We start from the raw sequence: 20,537 nt of genomic DNA, 5'->3' as shown, positions 1-20,537 counted from the left end.
GTTCCTAATAATGATTGCTAGAGGCTAATCATCATCCGAAACTCTTGATTTTAGTTATGACAACCTTACGTCAAAGTTACGACAGTGGCCCGCCAAGTTGTTTAACGCCGCCAACAGCGAGCAAATGTTAAGTTTGAAAGACGCAATGCTAGGCCTTGTTAAGTGTTCACCTCATAACCAAACCGAACCCCGCTTGATTAATGATATCTGTGCATTGTGATATGAACCACATTGCAGAAGCAGTAGGCTCATACTTGCATAGAATATTAATTTTAAATTCTTTACCCTTTGAATCTGGATTGGTTTCAAATATTTCACCAGACTCCAAGAAAGCCAAGTCGGTATTAATCTTTTCCTGTGTAGAAATAGATGCCCGTCATCCCATTCCAAATGATCTGAGAGGGTTAGCACCACGACACCTTCTTGATCTATTCCAATGGAGTCAACTGAACCTTGACCTTCTATGCTCATAGATATTTTACACTTATATAATGCGCATAATCTTACCTTCAATTACTTGGCGAGGTGACTCGCAAATTAATGATTTATAAGGAGCTTTGCACGATAGTAAATATCATTCTGGGTAGAAAGTATGCATCTGTATTACTACGTATTTTGTTTGGCGAATTGTTTATAAGATATTGAATATTAAGACTTGATTGAAAGTATTATTTGAAATAATGCACAAAACGATACTTTTGAATGACAAAAAACTTTATTCACAAATCATGTGGTATGTAGATTTTTGGGGAAGGGATATGTCCTATCAAAGTTTGCCTCGCAGCCCATTCTTAAATTAGGCAGCATGTATTCGATTGGTTGCAGGCGTGCATTGTCGCGGCAGTGGCCATCGGAAAAGGGACTTTTCCGTTGAGCCCCCAAGGATGGGTTTACGGCGTACCACTGGAGCGCCAGTGCTTAGCAGCATTGGCACAAACAGAGCCAATAACTCAAGGGATTAGATTGGTAATAAGGTCGGCGGCTTCGATTTAACGAGGTAGTGAAGAAGATTGCATCAAGTAGGGAGTTGAGTCCCTACTTGATGTCTCGATAGTCCGTTAGGGGTTAAAAACGATTTAGCGGTTTCCAGCGTTGCAGGCTAACTGGAATGCTAACCCCTTGGGATAACAGCAAGTTAATCCGGGATTGATAGGCCGCGCCCACCATTAAATGTTTGGCTAAATCGACCGCATTACGGGCTTTATAGTCATCTAAATAACTGCCTTTTGCCCACGCATTAAATGCGCCAAGGGCAGGGCCTGCCCAAATTTGGTAATCCATTTCGCGGCCGACTTCACCTGTGTTCGACCAGCGGCTAGACAGACCCAAATACCAGCGGAAAATCAACGCCATCTTACGTTTGGGGTTATCCAGTGCGCGCTCGATTTGCTTAGGATCGCGCTCGTTAAAGTGGGCGACAGTGCCCGCCCAAATGTCATCGAGTGATGCGCGAAACACTTGCTCTTCGAGCTTTTTACGCTCGTCCGCGGGGATGGCATCAATTGAATCGTAACGGGTGTAGATTTCATAAAGCTTATTGGCGCGCATCGGGAACAGAGTGCCACGCTTAACCACTTGTAATTTCACGCCCATTTCGAACATATCGGCGGCGGGTGCCATAGTCACATCGGCCATTTCTGTGGTGGCGAGTAACTTACGTGTGTGTTCGCTCGCGCCCGCCTCCACACACGCTTGGTTGATTGAACCTGTGACGATAAAGGCCGCGCCCATGTTGAAGGTGGCTAATGCTGCGTCGGGGGTACCAACGCCGCCGCCTGCTCCCACACGGATGGGCGTCTTGTATTGATACTTAGCTTGGATTTCATCTTTGAGCGCCAAAATCGTCGGCAATAGCGTGACCAGTGGACGATTGTCGGTATGGCCGCCAGAATCGGCTTCGGCTGTGATGTCGTCCGCCATGGGTACAAGTTGCGCCATCGCCATTTGATCTTGGCTGATAAGGCCTTCACTGACTAATTGCTGCAGAATTTTGGCAGGCGCCGGCTCCATAAACTTAGTCGCGACTTCGGTGCGACTGATTTTGGCTATGACTTTGTTGCCAATGACGATGTCGCCATGTGCGTCGCGGCTCAAACCTGCTGCGCGGTAATAGACGATTTGTGGCGTTAAACCTAAAAATGCCGAGGCTTCGACCGTGCGCACTTTATGTTTTAAGAACAACTCAACACTGCCGCGCTCTAATGCGGGCTCGCTTGGGCTGTGAATTAAATTAAAGGCGTAAGGACCATTAGGCAGCGCCGCTTGAATGCGAGTAATGGCCGCTTCAACGCGGGATGGGATTAACCCCGCCGCGCCAAACGAACACAAAATGCCCGCTTGGCCCAGCGCGATAACCAGTTCTTCTGAGGCAATACCGTTAGCCATAGCGCCAGCGTAGTAAGCGTATTTAACCCCGTGTACGCGGCGAAAATTACTGTCGCCTAAACTTTGGGTGCCAAGGGCGGGCGCAAAGGCGCTGACGGGGTGTGAGCCTAGTGGCGCTTGGCTGTCGCTTGTGGTTACTTCGGCTGTTTGCGCTATGCCTAAGCCTTTTTCACTGTGATTCACTAAGTAACAGGCTTGGCTTAAATCTTTGAGTTTTTTGCCTAATGAGTCGATATCAAAGCTCAGCGCGGCATCGTTGACTTGCCACGGCCAAGGGCTGAGTTTTTCGTTATTACTATTAAATTGATCGAGAGTATGGCTTGTCATAGGTATTCTCTTTTTATTGCCGCCTTAGGCATTCTGGCCAAGGCGACACAGTATTTGTAATTAGCGTCTTTCTAAATGAGCAAGGTGATTAAGCTTCTTCAATACAGATGGCGATATCTTTGACTTCATAAATTCGCAGACCATCTTTACTCAAGTTGGCATCGCCCATAATGATGCGTTTGCCATTGTCGTCTGTCACGCTGGTAATGTGCACATCCAGCGACATCTGTTTGTTTAATGGGTTGATTTGGCCGCGATACTTCCATTTGATATCCGATAATATCTGGGCGAATTTTGGACTCTTAAAGCCCGCACCAAGGTCTTGGTCAATCGCATAGGTTTGCATCAGCTCGATAATCGCTTCAACCCCTAATGAGCCTGGCATTACCGGATCTTGATGGAAGTGGAATTGGAAGAACCAATCACTCGGGTCAATGGTGCGCTCGGCGTATAAATAGCCAAGGCCCGCTTTACCGCCGGCTTTCACTATGTCGGCCTTGTCGATAAAGTTAAGCTGACCGCCCGCTAAACGGTAATGCGGCTGACCTTCTGGCGCGTTAAAGCTGCGATGCTGTTTATCTAACAGATTGATTTGGCTATCGGCGGCTATGCCATTTTGCACATGCCAAGGCTGAGTTGTCTTGCCGTTGTCTATGCCTAACTGGTTTTTCAGCGCATCGCCCTTGAAGTAACCAAATACCGCTTTACCTTGGTAGAATGGTTCGCCATCGCAGCTTAGCTCGAAGCTGAAATTCTGGATGATGTTGCTGCCGGCAATCACAGTCGATAACAAACGTGAGTCGTTCACTATGGTTTTGCCGCGTAAATCCACATGGCGCAGTAACTTACCGCTACCGTCTAAGTTACGGAAAAACAGCTCTTGGCCGGGGAAGCCCAAGGTTGTGCCCATATAACCTGAGATAAAGCCGTTTGGCTGCAGTGATATTTCCATCAGCACAGAATAGGGCATCACGGCGTGATGGCTGTTTTTATCGTAATACCAAGCATTTGCAGGCACTTCATATTCGGCGATACACGAAGAGGGCTTTTTCAGCTCGCCGCGTTTGCCGTCAATCGCAATGACGCGAGTCGTGAGCTGTAAATCACCGCAAGGCGTGCGCGGTGGAATAAGGCCGCGATAGATGCTGAAATCGGGGCCGAAGCAGTTTTCGATATCGCCCGTGGCAAATTCGAACATGTGATACGGCGTGAACGGCAGGGTGTCGGGCACGCGGTTGGCGTACTTTGAATCCGCTGGCGCAATCGGCGCAGGTACATGCTTTAGCGGCACTACGCCTTTGTTGGTTGGCGCAGTTAAATCTGGCAGCTGGGCCATCAACGGCGCGGCGAACGATGCGGGTGTTGTCGAAACCAGCGGCGCAGCCGAAGCGGCGTTTGTAGCTACATTTCTAGTCGTATTGTCAGCTGTGCTGGCATCATTATTCGCAAGGTAGCGAGTACATTCGGCTTCTTCTTTGATCATCACCCCAAGGTTTTGGAAATCCACCACCACTTTGCCATTGAGCAAAATATCGATATTTGCCTTAGCATACGGGCGCGGGCTCATACCGATTTCGGTAATTTCCATACGGTAGGTGAGCAGGGCAGATTGCGGCAAGACTTGACCGCGACAGCGCACTTTTTGTGATGCGTTTTCGAGCGGTTGGAAACGACCATTTTTGACCCCCCCTTCTTCTGTACTGGCGTGCATTCCAATATGCAGCATAAAGAATTGCAGTAATTGACCACAACCTTCGGCCATTAACGACCCCGCCATCACTTGGTCGCCCTTGAAATGACACGGGAAATACCAATGATCAGCTTCGAGCTGCTTATGGCCTTGGACTGAACCTAAGCCCCACGCACCGCCATGCACCTCAAGATTGCTGACCTGTTCAATCATCAGGAATTTTTCGGATGCAAAACATAAAGAGGGCTGCAAACCATATTGGGCTTGATGCGCCGCGTGTGCGCCGCCAAAACAGCCACCGATATCGGCGCCGAGCAGTTTATGGATTTGGCTGTAATCAAATTGGCTTTGCGCGCAGTCAAGTAACGGATTAAAGCGCGGCTTATTCGGATTGTTCAAGGCAAGGTTGCGCGCTTTGATTTCGGCTTCGGTGTGAATAACGCCTTTGCCGTCGGCGAGTTCTTTGTCGGTGAAGAAGCCGGCACAGCCGCCATCCATTTTCAGGATCAGCTTGTCGCCCACGAAACATTCGTAGGAGAAGAAGAACAACAAGGTATCGCCATTGCGGGCAAAGTGATTGATGGAAATATCGTAGCGCAGAGTGTCGCCACCGCGCGGTAAGTCGCCAAGGAAGGTCAGAGTGCAATCGAGCAGGCGATAAACGCGCTCGCCCTTGTTTTCAAAGTCGATACCTAAGTAGCTGATCAGCATTAAGTCGCATTGACCCGATTCAACGGCCACGGCCCACGGAATTTGACCATCGACCAAATACGGCGCGTCCACAGGAATGTCGTATTCTGTGGTCATAGTGCAAGGCTGATATTGGTTCATCTGAGCGTTTAATTTCGTTACTCGAGATACCAGTAAATAGTCTGTGGTTGGCAGACGTACACGACGCGAATAGCTGTCGATAATGGCGTAATCTTGACCAAAGACGTTAGCGATATCGCCTTCGGCGTATTCGACTAAATCCGCATAATCCCAAATACAAGGCTTGCTTATCGGTGTTGGCGGCGTGTACAGAGGCACTTTTGCATGGTTTGGATAAAGCGCAGCTGGGTTTGCCTCTGAGTTAACAACTGGAGCTAGCTCAGGTGTATGAGCAGATGCATACGCTGGCGCCTGAACGGTGGCTTGCTGCTCCACCGGAGCAACTTGGCCATTTACGGCTAACTCGCTGGCAAGCTGGGCTTTCATCAAGGCATCGGCCAGTTTCAGGCCTTGCTCACGGCTTTGTAAAAAGGCTAAATGAGCTTCACGGGCGAGTTGCTGATTACGTATAAATGCAGCGTCTTTTAGCTCTGCTTGAGCGGCGTTGTTATTGGGCGTGCTTAGGGCATTAATTGGCATGCTGCTTAATGTCTCTTTTTGTAGAGCCGTGGTTGGGCTGCTTGTTGCAAAGCCACTCGTGTCTTTGCTCGCTATTTGGGCCAAATGTTTGCGTTGGCTGCGCTTTGGCAATGCATTGATGGCTTGGGCTTTTTGCTGTATTGCATCTATGTCCGCCAACGGCGTATCAAGGATATGCTGATAGATATCGCGGCCACCGAGTGTCACTTGTTTAATTAAGTGTTTTTGCTCTGAAAGCGTTAAGTCTTGTTCAAGCCTTTGCTGCAAACTGTGCGCTTGCGTGGCACTTTGACTGAGCAATAATTGCGAGCATTTACCTTGGCTAAACGTGGCAACGAGCGCGTGCTGCACTTGATTAGCTTGTGGCTGTGCTTGGTTTTTTAATTGCCCATGATTTTTAAGCTGAAGCAGGGCGCTCAAAATACTCGCCATGCCCGCAGCGGCAAAGTTGTGGCCAATGGTATCAGCGGCTTGGCTGCGCTGGTTCACACTCGGCAGCAGCGTATTGAGTACCAGCTTTGGATCGGCAAGTTGCTCAACTGCAATACTGGTTTCAATCAAACTAATTTGGCTGCTATTCACCTTGGCTTGGGTTAACAAGTCATCGCAGATGCGCGCTGTGTTGCTGTGACCTTGCATGTCACACATAGCACCAAACACTTGGCCGCTGATGTGACCATAGCTGTTGCTATTGGCATCATTAAGTAGAGCATTAGTATTTGAATTTTCAGCAGTTAGCACTAATGCGCCTGCACCTTCACCGACTTTCCAACCAGTGTCAGTGGCATTAAATGCCACTGGCGATACGGCGTTTTTGAGGATCACTTGCTCAAGGCTGCCACTTAAATCGACGGCAGCGATCACTACGGCATCTAAGGACTCTTGGGACAACAGATTTTCGGCTACATCGATACAGCGGGCGACCGATTGCTCCGCCGCCGAAATGGTAAAGGCAGGGCCGTTAAAGTCCCAAAGGGATGCGATGCGTGACGCCATGATATTGCCAATAAAACTGGTGTATTGGTTCAGTTTGGCGGCATCGAGCACACTGTCCATGGCGATTTTTTCAAGGGCGAGATACTCAGCTTGTGTGAGGGTTATTCCTTGTTTTTTAAGGCTGTCTGCCAGTTGCGTGTGCAGATTCACCCTGCCACGGAACTGGTGTAATTCAAGCTCTGTTTCCATCGCCACTAATACAGCAACCTTGCCGCCGGGCTTTAAGTTGGCATCACGAATCGCTTCATCGGCCACTTTGATCAGCAGCAGTTGCTGGGAGATCAGGCGGTCGTCTTCATTGGGCGGCACTTTAAAACGCAGGAAGTCAAAATCGAACTGGTCGATATACGCGCCCTGTGGTGCGGCTGAGAGGCCAGTTCCGCTTAAACCAAAGTTGGCCAGAATATCAGAGTGTTTATCTAAGCCTTTCCAGCGTTTAGCGGGCAGCGGGATAAAGGCATGTTGCCGAGCTTGAATCGTGCTATCCAGTGCATTAATGGAGGATAAAGGCCCGAAGTGCGATGCTAAGCCAATGATATTTAATGGCGTGTGCTGATAACTTACAGCAGCTGCGGCTTGTTCATTCTTTTTGTTTGTATTGGCAGCATAGGATTCCAGCAACAAATGCGCGTTGCAGCCGCCAAAACCAAACACGGAAACACCGGCGTGGCGGCGGGAGTTTCCGGCTTTATCTGGCCAAGCATGTAATTCAGTTGGTAGATTTTTTGCGCTAAATAAGCCCTTAGGCGAGGATATCGGCGCTGATAAGTTAATACTTGGCGGCAGTCGACCCGAGCGCATGGCAAAAATCATCTTCATGATCCCCGGCATGCCAGCGGCTGTGAGCAAATGGCCTAAGTTGGATTTTGCCGAACCGATCAGCGGCACTGCTGAACCCGCGAGTTTGTCCTCGAAGAAGCGTTCCATCGAGGCGAGTTCGACCTTATCCCCAAGCGGCGTGCCCGTGGCATGGCATTCAATCACTTCGATATTGGCGGGCAGTGTGTTTGCCGTACTATAGGCGCGCTCGAAGGCTTGCACTTGGCCCTTGCTGTTGGGGCTCAATACAAACTGGCCTTTACCGTCGTTCGACAAACCAATGCCGCTGACGACGGCGTAGATGTTATCGCCATCGCGCTCGGCATCTTCTAAGCGTTTTAAGACTAACACCCCAGCGCCTTCTCCGGCGAATAAGCCCTTGCTGTTACTATCAAAGGGCGCCGAAATACCATGATCTGGATAGGCGTGAAAAATCGAGAATCCCATGTTGATAAAGAAAGGATCTGCGCCCGATACCGCGCCCGCAAGCATCATATCGGCCTTGCCTGTGGTCAGGTAATCGCAGGCGAGTTTAAGTGCATAAACCGAGCTAGCGCAGGCGGCGTCCAGACTTAACTGAGTACCACCTAAACCGAGTGCATCGCTGACCAGCTTTGAGGCTGTGTGTGCAACGGCGCCATTGGCGACGTTTAATACTTGCTCGACGTTTAATGCTTTGTCGGCGTGAGCTTGGTTAAAATCAGCCAGTTGAAAAGCGCTTTGGTTAAGCTTGTTTTGCAGCGCCTTTTCAACGGTTTGATGATACAGAGGCAAAAATAATTCGTTGGAGCGGGCGGTCGGGAACGACAAGGTTCCCATTACAATTCCTGTGCGCGCCAGTACGGCATCGCTTGTGGCAATCCCTGCGTCTTGGAGGGCTTTACGACTGCAATCGAGTGCCCATAAAAAGCTTTCATCTAAACCGTCAAAGGCAGACTCAGGCAGTTGATAACCCTTGGCATCAAACTGGAAGTGTTGGATGTAGCCGCCCTTATCACAGTAAAAACGGTCAGACTGACCCTGCACACCTTGGTAATCGGCGGGATTGGCATTGAGCTTTTCGCGGCTAATTTGGGTGCGCGAGTCTTTTTTATCCAGCAGGTTTTGCCAGAAGGTTTGGGGATTATCTGCGTCAGGGTATTGAGTCGCGAGACCGACAATCGCAATTTTTGACGCACTTTTTGATGCGCGGTTTGACGCAATGGTAGGCACGGTAGTTTTATCAATAGTAGGGGAATGCTGAGAACTCACAGGGGTTCTCCTTTTGGTGATACTGCTGATGATAAAGGGGCTGCGTTAGCACTTAGTGGCTGAATGAGCGGCGCGAGCGACAGCGGTACTCTGTGGCTTATTAGCTGAGCTAAACACTTGAGTAAGCTGGTAATAGCATCGGCACCCTTAGCATTGCAAGCAATGGCGGCTGTCGCCGCGTTCGCTGTGCTTTGGCTTGCATGGGCATGGCTGATTTTATCTATGAGTGTGCTGGTTTGCCTATCGGCGCCCACTTCGACAAATAGCCTTGCGCCTTGCTCAGTGGCATTGTGAATGAGCGCACTAAAGTCGAGTGGCGAACAAAAGGTATCGGCAATCGCGCGGCCAATACTGTGGCTATCCACGGTTACTGGCGCAGTTTGCGCTGCGCTAATAAAGCGAATAGGCAGATCTTGCGCTGCCGCTTTCAGCGCCTCAGGTTCCAGTGCCTCAGGTTTTAGTGCTTGAGTATAGAAATCTTGTACTTGCCCATGGACTAGCATGGCAGGCGCGGTATGCATTGCCGTGACTCGATTGGCGGCAATCCCGCGCTTACCTAACGTGGCAAGCAGGGCTTTACAGCTTGTTTCGCAGCCTGCAATGACGCAAGTATCACCTTGGGTGATGGCTAAGTAGGCGCGAGGAAACTCTGGCAATAATGCCTTGATTTCATGGCTATCAGCGCGCACGACAAAGCTGTTCCACACTATGGCTTCATTATCTGCAAGCTGCCATGCTCGGCGGACTGCGGTTAGCTCACCAGAAATCGCATGGTTGAAAATATCGCTATTTTCAGTAGCGTTGATCATAGCATGGGGCGTTTGCCACACATCTAGGCTGGCCCACATGGCCGCTTCGCCCATTGAGTAACCGAGCGCCATTTTAGGCTTAATATTAAAGACTTGGGTCAACAGTTTAGTGAATAGATAACTGGCACCCACGCCACTAATCGCTTGCTGACTTAGGTTCATGCCAGCCGCGGTTTTAACATCTGCCGCATAAATCTGCGGTGATTGCAGCATGGCACTTAAATCGCCTTCACGTTCTAGCTGGTGATACAGCGCGGGGAAATATTCATGCAAGTTATTGAACATATTGGCGTAAACCGTGCCAACGCCGGGATAAACAAAGGTCAGTCCTGCATCCCCTAGCGGCTTAGCGGTAAAGCAGCTGCCTGCTGGGGTCTTAAAGGCTTGACCCTGATGACGCACTGCATCATTTTCAAGCGCCGCAAGCATGGCGTTGGCTTCAAGTTTGAGGTCGTCACTTGATGCAGCCATCAAGACTAATGCCAGTGGCGCGTTGGCATCATAGTGTTCAAACCAAGCTTTGAGTTGCTCAGCGCGAAAGTCAGCGCGAAAGCCGGCGCCATTTTCCAGTGTGCCCGCACTATTTTCTAGAGTGTTAGCTAGTTGCAATACTTGCGCTATGAGTGAATCAATACTGTCACCACTTATCGGCACAAACAGCCGGTTTTTATCAACAAGGGCTTTGGGCACGATAACTTGTGAGCCTTGGGTCAGCACTAGGCTCTGGCAAATATCTTGGCCTGAATCCAGCAAGGTATCTGCTGGGTTTGATGTTGTTGCCGCTAGATTCTTTGTTACAAGATTTAGACATAAAACCCGCGCTTGATGTTGGTCGCTAAACCAATAGCCAGTTTGATGATTGGTGTCGTTTGTCTGTTTTATATCAGTAGTGCCTTTAAGCGGCGCTTGTGTTCGCGCAGCGAGGGCGGTTACGCCTTGGCGCAGCGCAACAAATGCCTCGTTGAGAGTGTTGGCGACGAGTTGATGCTGAACGGTTTGTGCAGGGCTGCGCTTTGCCGCCACTAACGCCGCATTTGCAACAGCCGCTGCATTAGCAACACCAGTAGTTTCGTTGCCAGCGGCAAAGCCAGCGATAAACGCGTGGGCGTGGAGGCGCAGTTTGGCGGCGCGTAAACCATCGAGCAAATACAGAGACTGGGGTAGATTGCCATTATTGAATTTAAGTTCAACGAGCTTGCCTTGCTCAATGGCTGTTGTTGCTTGGCTTAATAACGCAGTGAGCGACCTTTGCTCATGCACTGACGGTTCATGATCTGTCGATTGGTTGGCATCGGCAGCGCAAATCTGAACTCTTTCACGTTCCGCAAACGTCCCTAATACTTGGGCTGAGTGAGGATCGAGGTTGACCGCGTCGCCAAGCAACACTGCAATACGCAGTGGCTTGGCAAGCTTTTCAGTCATAGCAGTGTCAGCTATCGACGTTTCAGCTTGGCCGTTATGGGTCGTTGCTAAAGGGGGGGCTAAGTTCACTCGACTTTTGCCTCCACGCTTTCAATGCTTTTATTAGCAACTTTATTAGCTAAGAATGCACCGTTAAGGTTTTTGCTGATGGTGACTTTGGCGTTGTTCATCTCGCAGCTCAAGCGGCCATCTTGATGATAAAGTGCAATATTGGCTTCAAGGGCACGGCCAGAGTGTTTTACCACCTCGAGCACTAGATACCCTGTATCGCCAAAGGCAAACGGCGCATGGGAGATAAACTCACCAATGCTTGATGGCAAACTCGCCGCGCCATATTTGAGTCTTGCCCATACCAGCATCGCCTGCAGCAACAAATCTTCTGCAAAAGCTTGTGAGCCTTTAGGGGCCAGATTGGGCACAAAACTCCCGCAGTCCGCTAATGCAACATGGGGTAGGCTCACCTTGGCGGCTAAGCTCGTATCGTCAAACTTCACCACAGACTCAATACCTTGCAGTCTTGGGCCGTGGAAAAGCGTGCCGTCGCTGTAAAGGCTGCTTGCGGTTGTGATGGCAGAAAGTCCTGCCAAGCTATGCGCGTCAAAGGCAGTTGCTTTGCTATTAATGGCTAAGTTATCACTAGGCGCATCATCAATCACTAAGATGGCTTGATATTGCGGACGACCTTCAAAGCTGATTAAGGCACTGAATTGTCCACTCAAGTACTCGTCTGTGTCTTTCGCGGCTTTATCCGTTAACGCAATCGGTGCAAGCTCAAGTTCTAGCGTGATGGGGGCTGCACTTTCTAACGCTCCATTTTGTAACACAGCAGTGTCGAAAATAATGCCCTTCAACAGCTTGTAGCTTTGCACTTTGACAGGCTGCTTGAGCACATCAAAGGCGGCCTCACGCATCCACTGAATCGCGCACACAGTCGGTAATACGGGATTACCGTTAATGCAGTGATCTTCAATAAAGATCATTGCCTTAGGGTCCAGTGTGCGCTGCAGTTTTACAGCGCTTATATTTACTGCGCTTGGATTTAAAGCGTTAAGCAAAGCATGCGGATCCGACGAGTCAGTGGTCAGATCCGCTTCAGGCTTTTTTAGATTGCTACCTTCAGTTGCTTGCTCGTCACTTGGAACTGTGCCTTGCATATCAGTACCGACCAGCAATTGTGCGCCTGTGTTGCTCAGTAATTGGCTCGCAAATAACTCAGCACCCGCCTTTAACGGGATCACATAAACACCGCGATCCATAAACATCTTTTTCAGCGCAGGGTTCACCATACCGCCGTCCCACGGACCCCAATCGAAGCTCATCACTTTGGCATTTGGCAGTTGCTGCGCCAGTTGCAGTGCGGCTTTGTTGAGTATGTCGTTGGACATAGCGTAATCGCTTTGGCCGGTATTGCCGTAAAAACCCGCCGCCGAAGAGAACAGGGCGATCAGTTTCACTTTATCTAAATCCAGTGCGGCAAGCAGATTGCTAATGCCTGTGACCTTAGTGCCATATACCCGTGCTAACTCATCTAAGGTTTTGTCTTGGATGTGTTTATCGGCGAGTACGCCCGCACCATGGATGATGCCGGTAATAGGTGATAACTCGGTGATAGGCACTATCGTGCTGGCGATCGCGTCTGGATTGTTTACATCGAGACTTAAGTACTCGGCACTCGCGCCTAAGGCGGTAAAGGCTTCTAGTGCGGCTGCAATTTCTAGGCTGCTTTGCACTGGCCATACTAAGGCATCCACTTGTTTTGGCGTGGGTTTCTCGCCCAAGCTTTGAATGTGGGCAATGGCAGCGGCTTTAAGTTCACTGTTATTTTTACCCTGCGCCCAAGCGGGAATGGCTTGTTGGCTGCTTCTGCCGGCAAGGATAAAGTGCGCCTTGCTGCGTTTTGCCAGACTCAAGGCACATTCAAAGGTCACGCCTTTTGCGCCGCCGGTCACCAGAATTTTATCAGCACTGGTCAAGTTAGCTGCGCTGTGGCGGGTATCTGCCTTGCCTGCAACTAAGGTCACGCGTGCCAGTGTTTCAGTTGCGCCAGCTTCACTCACACCGACTTCTAATAGCTTATCGGTTGCGAATAACTCAGCGATGACCGCATTGGCCAGTTGTTTGGCATCAAGTGCTGGCGCGATATCTAAGGCGCGGCAATGCACGTTCGGCCACTCGTGGCTCAAGGTTTTCGTCAGACCTGCCAATGCCGCTTGGTTTAACTCGCTGCGGGCAATTTGGCTGTGGTTAAGATAACCAAAACCACCGTCGATACGACTGACGCTGATAAAGCTGCTGCTAGTATTGGCGGTTGCTGCTGTTGTTAAAAGCGGTTGTAAGTGCTTGGCGAACAAGAATGCTTGCTCGACCGACGCTTTGGCGGCACTGGACAACACTAAACCTTTCGCATCGGCTGAGGTTTTATGTTGTGGTTGCAGATGAATAAAGCCTGCAACCTGACCTAAGGTTTTGATCTCATTAATTACTGCGCTGATGCTGGTATCGTCAATCGCCGCCAATGTGAAGCTGGCAATGTGGCTATTGAGCGGTGATGCACTGGCTACAAGGCTTTCTGGCGAGCGCACAACCGCAACCGTTAGACCTTGAGCATGCAATTTCTCGGCAAGTACGCCAGCATTGTGACCATCATCGCTAATGATAATGCAGGCATCTTTAGCAAAAACGCGTGGCAGAGCTTTTTGTGCTGATTGTTGCGCTAGCTCAGCCGCCGCTGGCAACTTTTTTAGCACCACCTCACTGTGTGGTGGTAAATCATGGGGTGGCAAATCGATAGTAGGTTCAGGCTGAACGACAGCGCTAATTGGCGCTACATTCTGGCCTAGCTTACCTTGCCCTAAATCTTGCGAAAAGAGCATAACGATTTCACCTAAGGTGCGACACTCGGCCAGATCTTCAGGATTCAGCTCAGGTAAGCTCGGTAGCTCGTCTTGCACAGTGCCTAAGATTTCAACGCGCTTGATGGAATCGATACCTAAATCGGCTTCCATATCCATGCTCAGTTCTAGCATTTCAGTGGGGTAGCCTGTCTTGTCGGCCACCACTGATATCATGGTTTGTTGGACTTTTTCAGCGCTTAAACCGTTATTCGCTGGAACTTGTGCTGGCGTTGCTTCAACGTTTGCCGCTGGTGCAACTGCTACCGCGCTAACTACTGGCAATTTGCTGTTCATGTAGTCAACGATTTCGCCTAAGGTGCGACACTCGGCCAGATCTTCAGGATTCAGCTCAGGTAAATCCGGCAGCTCGTCTTGCACTGTGCCTAAGATTTCAACGCGCTTAATTGAATCGATACCTAGATCGGCTTCCATATCCATGCTCAGTTCCAGCATTTCAGTGGGATAGCCCGTCTTGTCGGCCACCACTGACATCATGGTTTGTTGGACTTTTTCAGCACTTAAGCCGTTAGATGCTGAAGTCGCAATTGTCTGGGCGACATGAGCAACTGAGGCTGCTGCAGCAACAGGCAATTTACTTTGCATGTAGTCAACGATTTCACCTAAGGTGCGACACTCGGCCAGATCTTCTGGGCTGAGCTCTGGTAAACCCGGCAGCTCGTCTTGCACTGTGCCTAAGATTTCAACGCGCTTAATTGAATCGATACCTAAATCGGCTTCCATATCCATGCTGAGCTCCAGCATTTCAGTCGGATAGCCAGTCTTGTCAGCCACCACAGCCATCATAGTTTGTTGAACAAGCGCAGCACTTAAGCCGTTATTTGTTGTCGCGGTAACAGTGACTTGCGCTGCTATTTGCGCAGATACCGAGCCAACTGCTGGCAGCTTGTCATTTTGTGTAAGCTTACTTTGCATGTAGTCAACGATTTCACCTAAGGTGCGACATTCGGCCAAATCTTCTGGGCTGAGCTCAGGTAAACCCGGCAGCTCGTCTTGTACTGTGCCTAAGATTTCAACGCGCTTAATAGAATCGATACCTAGATCGGCTTCCATATCCATGCTGAGTTCCAGCATTTCAGTGGAGTAGCCTGTCTTGTCAGCCACCACAGCCATCATAGTTTGTTGCACTAACGCAGCGCTTAAACCGTTGGCGGCAGGAGCTGTTGGCGCTGTTGTAGAAACTACAACTTGGCCAGCCGCAGGCAGTTTGCTGTTCATGTAGTCAACGATTTCACCTAAGGTACGGCACTCGGCCAGATCTTCTGGGCTGAGTTCAGGTAAGCCCGGCAGTTCGTCTTGTACTGTGCCTAAAATTTCAACGCGCTTAATCGAGTCGATACCTAGATCGGCTTCCATATCCATGCCAAGTTCCAGCATTTCAGTGGGGTAGCCTGTTTTGTCGGCAACCACAGCCATCATAGTTTGTTGAACAAGTGCAGCACTTAAGCTGCTTGTTGCTGGTGCCACAGATGTCATTTCTGGCATAACTAAAACAGGAGCTGCTGGCGCAACTTGTACTGTCGCAGCAGGCGCATGAGCAACGGGAGCGGTTTGCACAACAGATGCAACAGGTGTGTTAATTGCTGGTCTCGTCGCAACAACTTGAGTCGCTACTGGTGTAGGAGCGGCATTGTGCACAGTTGCAGCCACAGGCGCTGGAGCAACAGGAGCCGGCGCAGTTGCTCGTGGCTGACTTGCAACTGCTGGAGTAAAGTTAATCGGCGCATTGTTTAGCATGGCCAAGGCCGCTTGGCTGCTACTGCTTTGCAGTTGCATAAATTCGGCGTGGCTTTGCAGGGTTTGCGCTTGATGCTGGTGGAACATTTCCATCGAGCGTTGCAGGCTTTCTGGGATTGCAATGCCTTGGCTTGCCATCTTGGTTTGTTCTGTCATCAGTGTCGTGAAAGTATCGCCATATTGCTGCGGGATAGCTAAAAACTGTTGATGTAACTGCGCCGCTTGAGATTGTGCGCTGAAAAATGCGGTTAACGCATCGCCGCTGACGTTAGGTGTGCTTGGGTTTAACTGCGCCGTCGCTTGCTGCTGATTGCTTAAGCCTTGCGCAACGCTTGGGGATGTTTGTTTCATTTCAACAGCTGCCACTTGATTCGCTTCCACTTCTATTATTTTCTCAACAATTTTTTCGACTTCTTTTTCGACAACCGTTTCAACGATGCGATCCACATATTGCACTTGGCTAGTCACGCTGCCTGTGGCGAGGGATTTGGCCATCTTAGCTTTGGTCGCAGCACTAATGTGGTTAGTGGCGGTGAGTTTGATGTTCATTGCTGATGGCGCTTCACGCTCGGCAATCTCTTGTGATGTGACGGCTTGATAGGGGTCAACCTCAGTTAACGCCACGCCGGCTACCGCGAGTTGCACTGTGGCTAAGCGTAATTGACTGTCACTATCGCCCTTAGGATTCGGGTTCATGCTGACAAGGCAAAGCTCATTTAAGTGTTCACCTAAGGTATTTTCAACTAACTTTTGCAGTATGTTTTTAGGGCCAAACTCAACAAACACACGGGCGCCTGCGTCATACATGGCCTGCAGTTGTTCGCTAAAACGAACCGATTGCAGTATATGTTGTTTGAATTCTGCTTTAATCGCTTTGCCATCGCTTGGGTGCAATTGACCCGTGCCGTTGGCATAAAGTGCGATTGAAGGCGCGCTGAATTTAGCTTTATCAATGGCCTTGGCAAATGGCTTTTGTGCGTGTCCAACCAAGGGGGTATGGAACGCGCCAGAGACGGGCAGGGCAATCGCTTTAAAGCCCAGTTCGCTAATGGCTTTCGCGGCCAGCTGAGTTTGCTCTGTGCCACCTGCGATAACTAATTGTGTCGGCGCGTTGTAGTTGGCAATTTTAACGCCATCAAACTGAGCTAAACAGCGATTAAGCGCATCGATATCACTCTTTTGTTTGAGGATGATGGCGTACATGGCTCCTAAATCGACTTGAGCGCCAGTATCATTTGGCGTTTGCGCCATGGCGTGCCCACGGGCGAAGGCCAGTTCGACGTAATCAACACTCGAAATCACGCCTGCCGCGCAAAGGGCTGACAGTTCACCAAAGCTGTGACCTGCCACCATATCGGGGGCAAAACCTGCCTGAGTTAATAGCGAATATTGCGCCATTGAAATTGCGCCTATGGCGCTTTGGGCGAACAGGGTATTTGTCAGCGCCGCTTCTTGGGCTTTCACTGCATCGGCATCGAATGCCGGAATAGGGTAGAGGATATTGGATAACGGTGTTTGGCCGTGGTGAGCAAATACCTTATCGCTGGCCATCACTTGTTGGCGCATTTCTGGGAAATGGCAGGCGAGTTCGCGACCCATGTTCAGGTACTGTGAACCTTGACCAGCAAACAGGGCGGCTACTTTCTTTGATTCATTCTGAGCCACTAAGGCATGAGAGCGGTAGCTGATACCAGAAGGTAATTGCCACGCCTCGCTTGCATTGCTTTCTAGGAGCCCGCTTTCTAAATGTGCAATCGATTGATTTAACTGAGCTTGCAGCTGTGCGATATCCTTAGCTACAAAACCTAAACGGGCATCTGTGCTTGCCAGTGTGCGTAGTGGATATTGCTGAGCGATAGCGTTCAGGCTCGCAGCGCTGCTCTTATTCGCGTTTGCGCTCGTGTTCACGCTTTGGCTCAGCGCAGCTTTTAACTCGCTAAGCAGCGCGGCTTTATTGGCTGCGGCAAACAATAGCGTCTGCGGCACACTGCGCTGACGATATTGCTCGTCACGGCTGTGCTCAGGTTTGTATTCTTCTAATACAAGATGGAAGTTCGTGCCGCCAAAACCAAAGGAGCTTACACCTGCACGGCGTGGCGTTGCATCAGCGCGCTGGAACCATGGGCGAGTTTCGGTATTTAAATAGAATGGCGAACTTTCGATATTCAGTTTTGGATTAGGCTTGCTAATGTTAATGGTCGCAGGCAATACCTTGTGGTGCAGCGCCAGCGCGGCTTTGATTACCCCAGCAGTGCCCGCTGTTGATTTAGTGTGGCCCACTTGGGATTTCACTGAACCTAACGCGATATGCTGATTGGTGTCGTTGCCTTGGGCAAATACCGATTTTAAGCCATTAAATTCAGCCACATCACCTGCGGCAGTGCCCGTGCCATGGGCTTCAACTAAGCCAATGCTGTGCGGGGCAAAACCCGCGTCATCGTAGGCGCGCTCCAATGCTTTAGCTTGGCCCTCAGGGCGCGGTGCATAAATACTCTTAAACTTACCGTCCGATGAGGCGCCAACGCCTTTGATGACGGCATAAATCCGGTCGCCATCGCGCTCGGCATCTTCAAGGCGCTTAAGCGCGACCATGCCGATCCCTTCACCGATCATCATGCCCTTTGAATCGATATCGAAGGGTTGAATGGTTTCGTTAGTGGTGAAGGCCGGTGTTTTTGAGAAGCTCATATACATGGACGGCGAGTTATCGGTACAGACGCCGCCAGTGATCATCATGTCGCTGCGACCTTCGGTCAGTTCAGTCAGCGCCATACGCATAGCGGCAAGCGAGCCCGCACAGGCAGCATCGACCACACAGTTCATGCCGCCAAAATCAAAACGATTGGCGATACGGCCTGCAATCACGTTGCCTAAGGACCCTGGGAAAGAGTTTTCTTCCCAGTGGATATATTGGTCTTGGAACTTTTTGATCAGCATTTCGCTGTCTTCATCGCTCAGGCCGCTGCTTTTGAATACTTTTTTAAGCACTGGATATTGCAGGCGCGAGTTCAAACTCTGACTGATTTTTTGACCACCGCCCACGCCTAGGGTGATACCGATACGATCACGATCGTAATCGGTGGGCAGATTAGCGTCGGCAAGCACTTCTTTGGCGACAATCAGCGACAGCAGTTGCGAGGTATCTGTTAGCTCAAGAATATTGGGTGGCAGACCGAATTCCATTGGATTGAAGTCGACTTCAGGCAAAAAACCACCGCGTTTACAGTAGCTTTTATCGGCTTTGCTTTTGTCGGCATCGTAGTAATCTTCGGCGCGCCAATGGGTGTCTGGGATATCAGTAATGGCATCGATTTTTTCGCTGATCAAATCCCAAAATTTATTTAAATAACGCGAGTTGGCGAAGATGCTGGCCATGCCGACAATGGCAACGGGCATATCTTTTAAACGTTTGTTGAGTCGTTTATCTTTTTTTGACTCAGCTTTTGAGTCAGTGGTTGAATTAGGTACAGAAGGGGTATGGCTCATAAAGAGTCTCCACGGGTCGACCTGGATACGGTGACCTTGTTTTGGGATTTAGCCGCGCTTGTCTTTGGCGTGCCATGGGCACCGGGAAAACGGGCTAAGAAGGTGTGATAGTTGCGAACGAGCAACTTTCGTAAATGAAACGGCCCATGTCTGAGGACATAGGCGATATATCTATTGGTCGCTTGGGTATTGCTGTCTTGATAAATATCGAGGTAAATCCAATCACTTGCCGTATCTATGCCTAATAGTACTGAGCTTGGGGCTTGCTCAGTAAGCTGCGGCGGTATGGTGAGTGAGACCACTTGCACCACAGTATTGCCGTCGGTACTCGGCAATGCGAGCGCCTTAGCTAAGGTTTCTGGATTGACCGTATAGGTTTGGATATCGCTGCCTTGAGTCACAGGCAATTGATTAAAATAGCGTTCGGGGACTTGTGGTGCTTCAAACTCATCGAGCCGCGATATGCCGTAACGCTTTAAACAACGGGCAAGGCCGGAGCGCGACACATTGGGATTAATAAAGGTTTGGGTAACCTGAAGTAATCTATCTAAAGTGAGTTTGAGTTGATAGCGTAATCCCACCACCACATATTCTTCCATCGGCGTGAGCGTGGTATTGAGGTGGTGGGGCGTGTTCGAACTGTTACTAATGGACTCACGCTTCCGCCATTTACGGACTGTTGCCTCGGTAATATTTAAAATTTTTGCCAGCTGGCTGACGCTCAAATCAGACTGCTGGATAAAGAGTCGCATTTCAGGCGTAGTGGTGGCGTTGCGATGCCGAGGTGTGCTGTCTTTTTTCGCCGCTTGAGTCGTGCTCTTAGGGGCGTAAGACGGCGCTTTAGATTGAGAGTCGCGAGCTGCCATTAATAATAATTATCATCCGACATAATCTATTGGGACTGATAAGCGATAGTAGCTGAGTCACGACTGACATTGAGGACTCATGTCGTGACACCCATAGTAAAACCTGTGCTTATCATCTGTGTCACTTAATGGGGATGCAGATTACCTGAGGTTTCGGGGCGATACAATCATCTGGGACTGGAATTTATTGGCTTTCGTTGAGTAATGGTATTTTCTGTGCGTTATGTTGGGTTTTTACTGACAGCTTGGGCTTTTTAATACTTTGATAGTGGAAGAATTAAATTTTTAGGGTCGATAAAGACCGCTTTTTTGAGTTCGCGGGGTAAAATAGCCCAATATTGGCTTACTGCCCTTTCGTCATGAATGAGACTGTGTGGCTAAACCTGTTAATTTGGGCGCAAAACCTTGGCGCAATTGCAGCAAAAATTTGCGCTTAGGATGGCGTTCAGGGTCGTTCTAAGAATTGCTCTAATTAGAGTGCAGCTAA

At 49.8% G+C, this 20,537-nt stretch carries 5 protein-coding genes and 1 pseudogene; all 6 read right to left on the bottom strand.

Annotated features, from left to right (window positions below; genetic code table 11):
• Positions 1–166: 166 nt before the first annotated feature.
• Positions 167–471, bottom strand: a pseudogene (locus Q4Q46_RS21360) (DUF6572 domain-containing protein).
• Between the two features lie 594 nt (positions 472–1,065).
• On the bottom strand, positions 1,066–2,712 hold the full coding sequence (pfaD, locus tag Q4Q46_RS00515) for an eicosapentaenoate synthase subunit PfaD (protein WP_311904965.1): 1,647 nt from the start codon (positions 2,710–2,712) through the stop codon (positions 1,066–1,068).
• A gap of 88 nt (positions 2,713–2,800) precedes the next feature.
• The gene (locus Q4Q46_RS00510; protein WP_311904964.1) at positions 2,801–8,818 is read right to left on the bottom strand and encodes a beta-ketoacyl synthase N-terminal-like domain-containing protein; all 6,018 of its coding nucleotides are present in this window, start codon (positions 8,816–8,818) and stop codon (positions 2,801–2,803) included.
• Complete coding sequence (locus Q4Q46_RS00505) at positions 8,815–11,118, bottom strand: PfaB family protein (RefSeq protein ID WP_311904963.1); 2,304 nt, start codon at positions 11,116–11,118, stop codon at positions 8,815–8,817. Before Q4Q46_RS00505 ends, Q4Q46_RS00510 begins: the two co-directional genes overlap by 4 nt.
• Positions 11,115–19,184, bottom strand: coding sequence for a polyketide synthase (locus tag Q4Q46_RS00500; protein ID WP_311904962.1), 8,070 nt, complete (start codon positions 19,182–19,184; stop codon positions 11,115–11,117). Before Q4Q46_RS00500 ends, Q4Q46_RS00505 begins: the two co-directional genes overlap by 4 nt.
• On the bottom strand, positions 19,181–20,050 hold the full coding sequence (locus tag Q4Q46_RS00495) for a transcriptional regulator (protein ID WP_311904961.1): 870 nt from the start codon (positions 20,048–20,050) through the stop codon (positions 19,181–19,183). The genes Q4Q46_RS00500 and Q4Q46_RS00495 overlap by 4 nt, the downstream gene beginning before the upstream one ends.
• Positions 20,051–20,537 lie beyond the last annotated feature (487 nt).

Source organism: Shewanella vaxholmensis (assembly GCF_031932135.1).
Lineage (GTDB): Bacteria > Pseudomonadota > Gammaproteobacteria > Enterobacterales > Shewanellaceae > Shewanella > Shewanella hafniensis.
Note: the sequence above shows the minus strand (reverse complement) of the source record. Positions and strands in the feature narration are given on the sequence as shown.

What these genes read in the sequence shown, in the direction of transcription:
- Q4Q46_RS00495 (WP_311904961.1), bottom strand. Translation starts at nt 20,050, where the DNA reads ATGGCAGCTCGCGACTCTCAATCTAAAGCGCCGTCTTACGCCCCTAAG.
- pfaD (WP_311904965.1), bottom strand. Translation starts at nt 2,712, where the DNA reads ATGACAAGCCATACTCTCGATCAATTTAATAGTAATAACGAAAAACTC.
- Q4Q46_RS00500 (WP_311904962.1), bottom strand. Translation starts at nt 19,184, where the DNA reads ATGAGCCATACCCCTTCTGTACCTAATTCAACCACTGACTCAAAAGCT.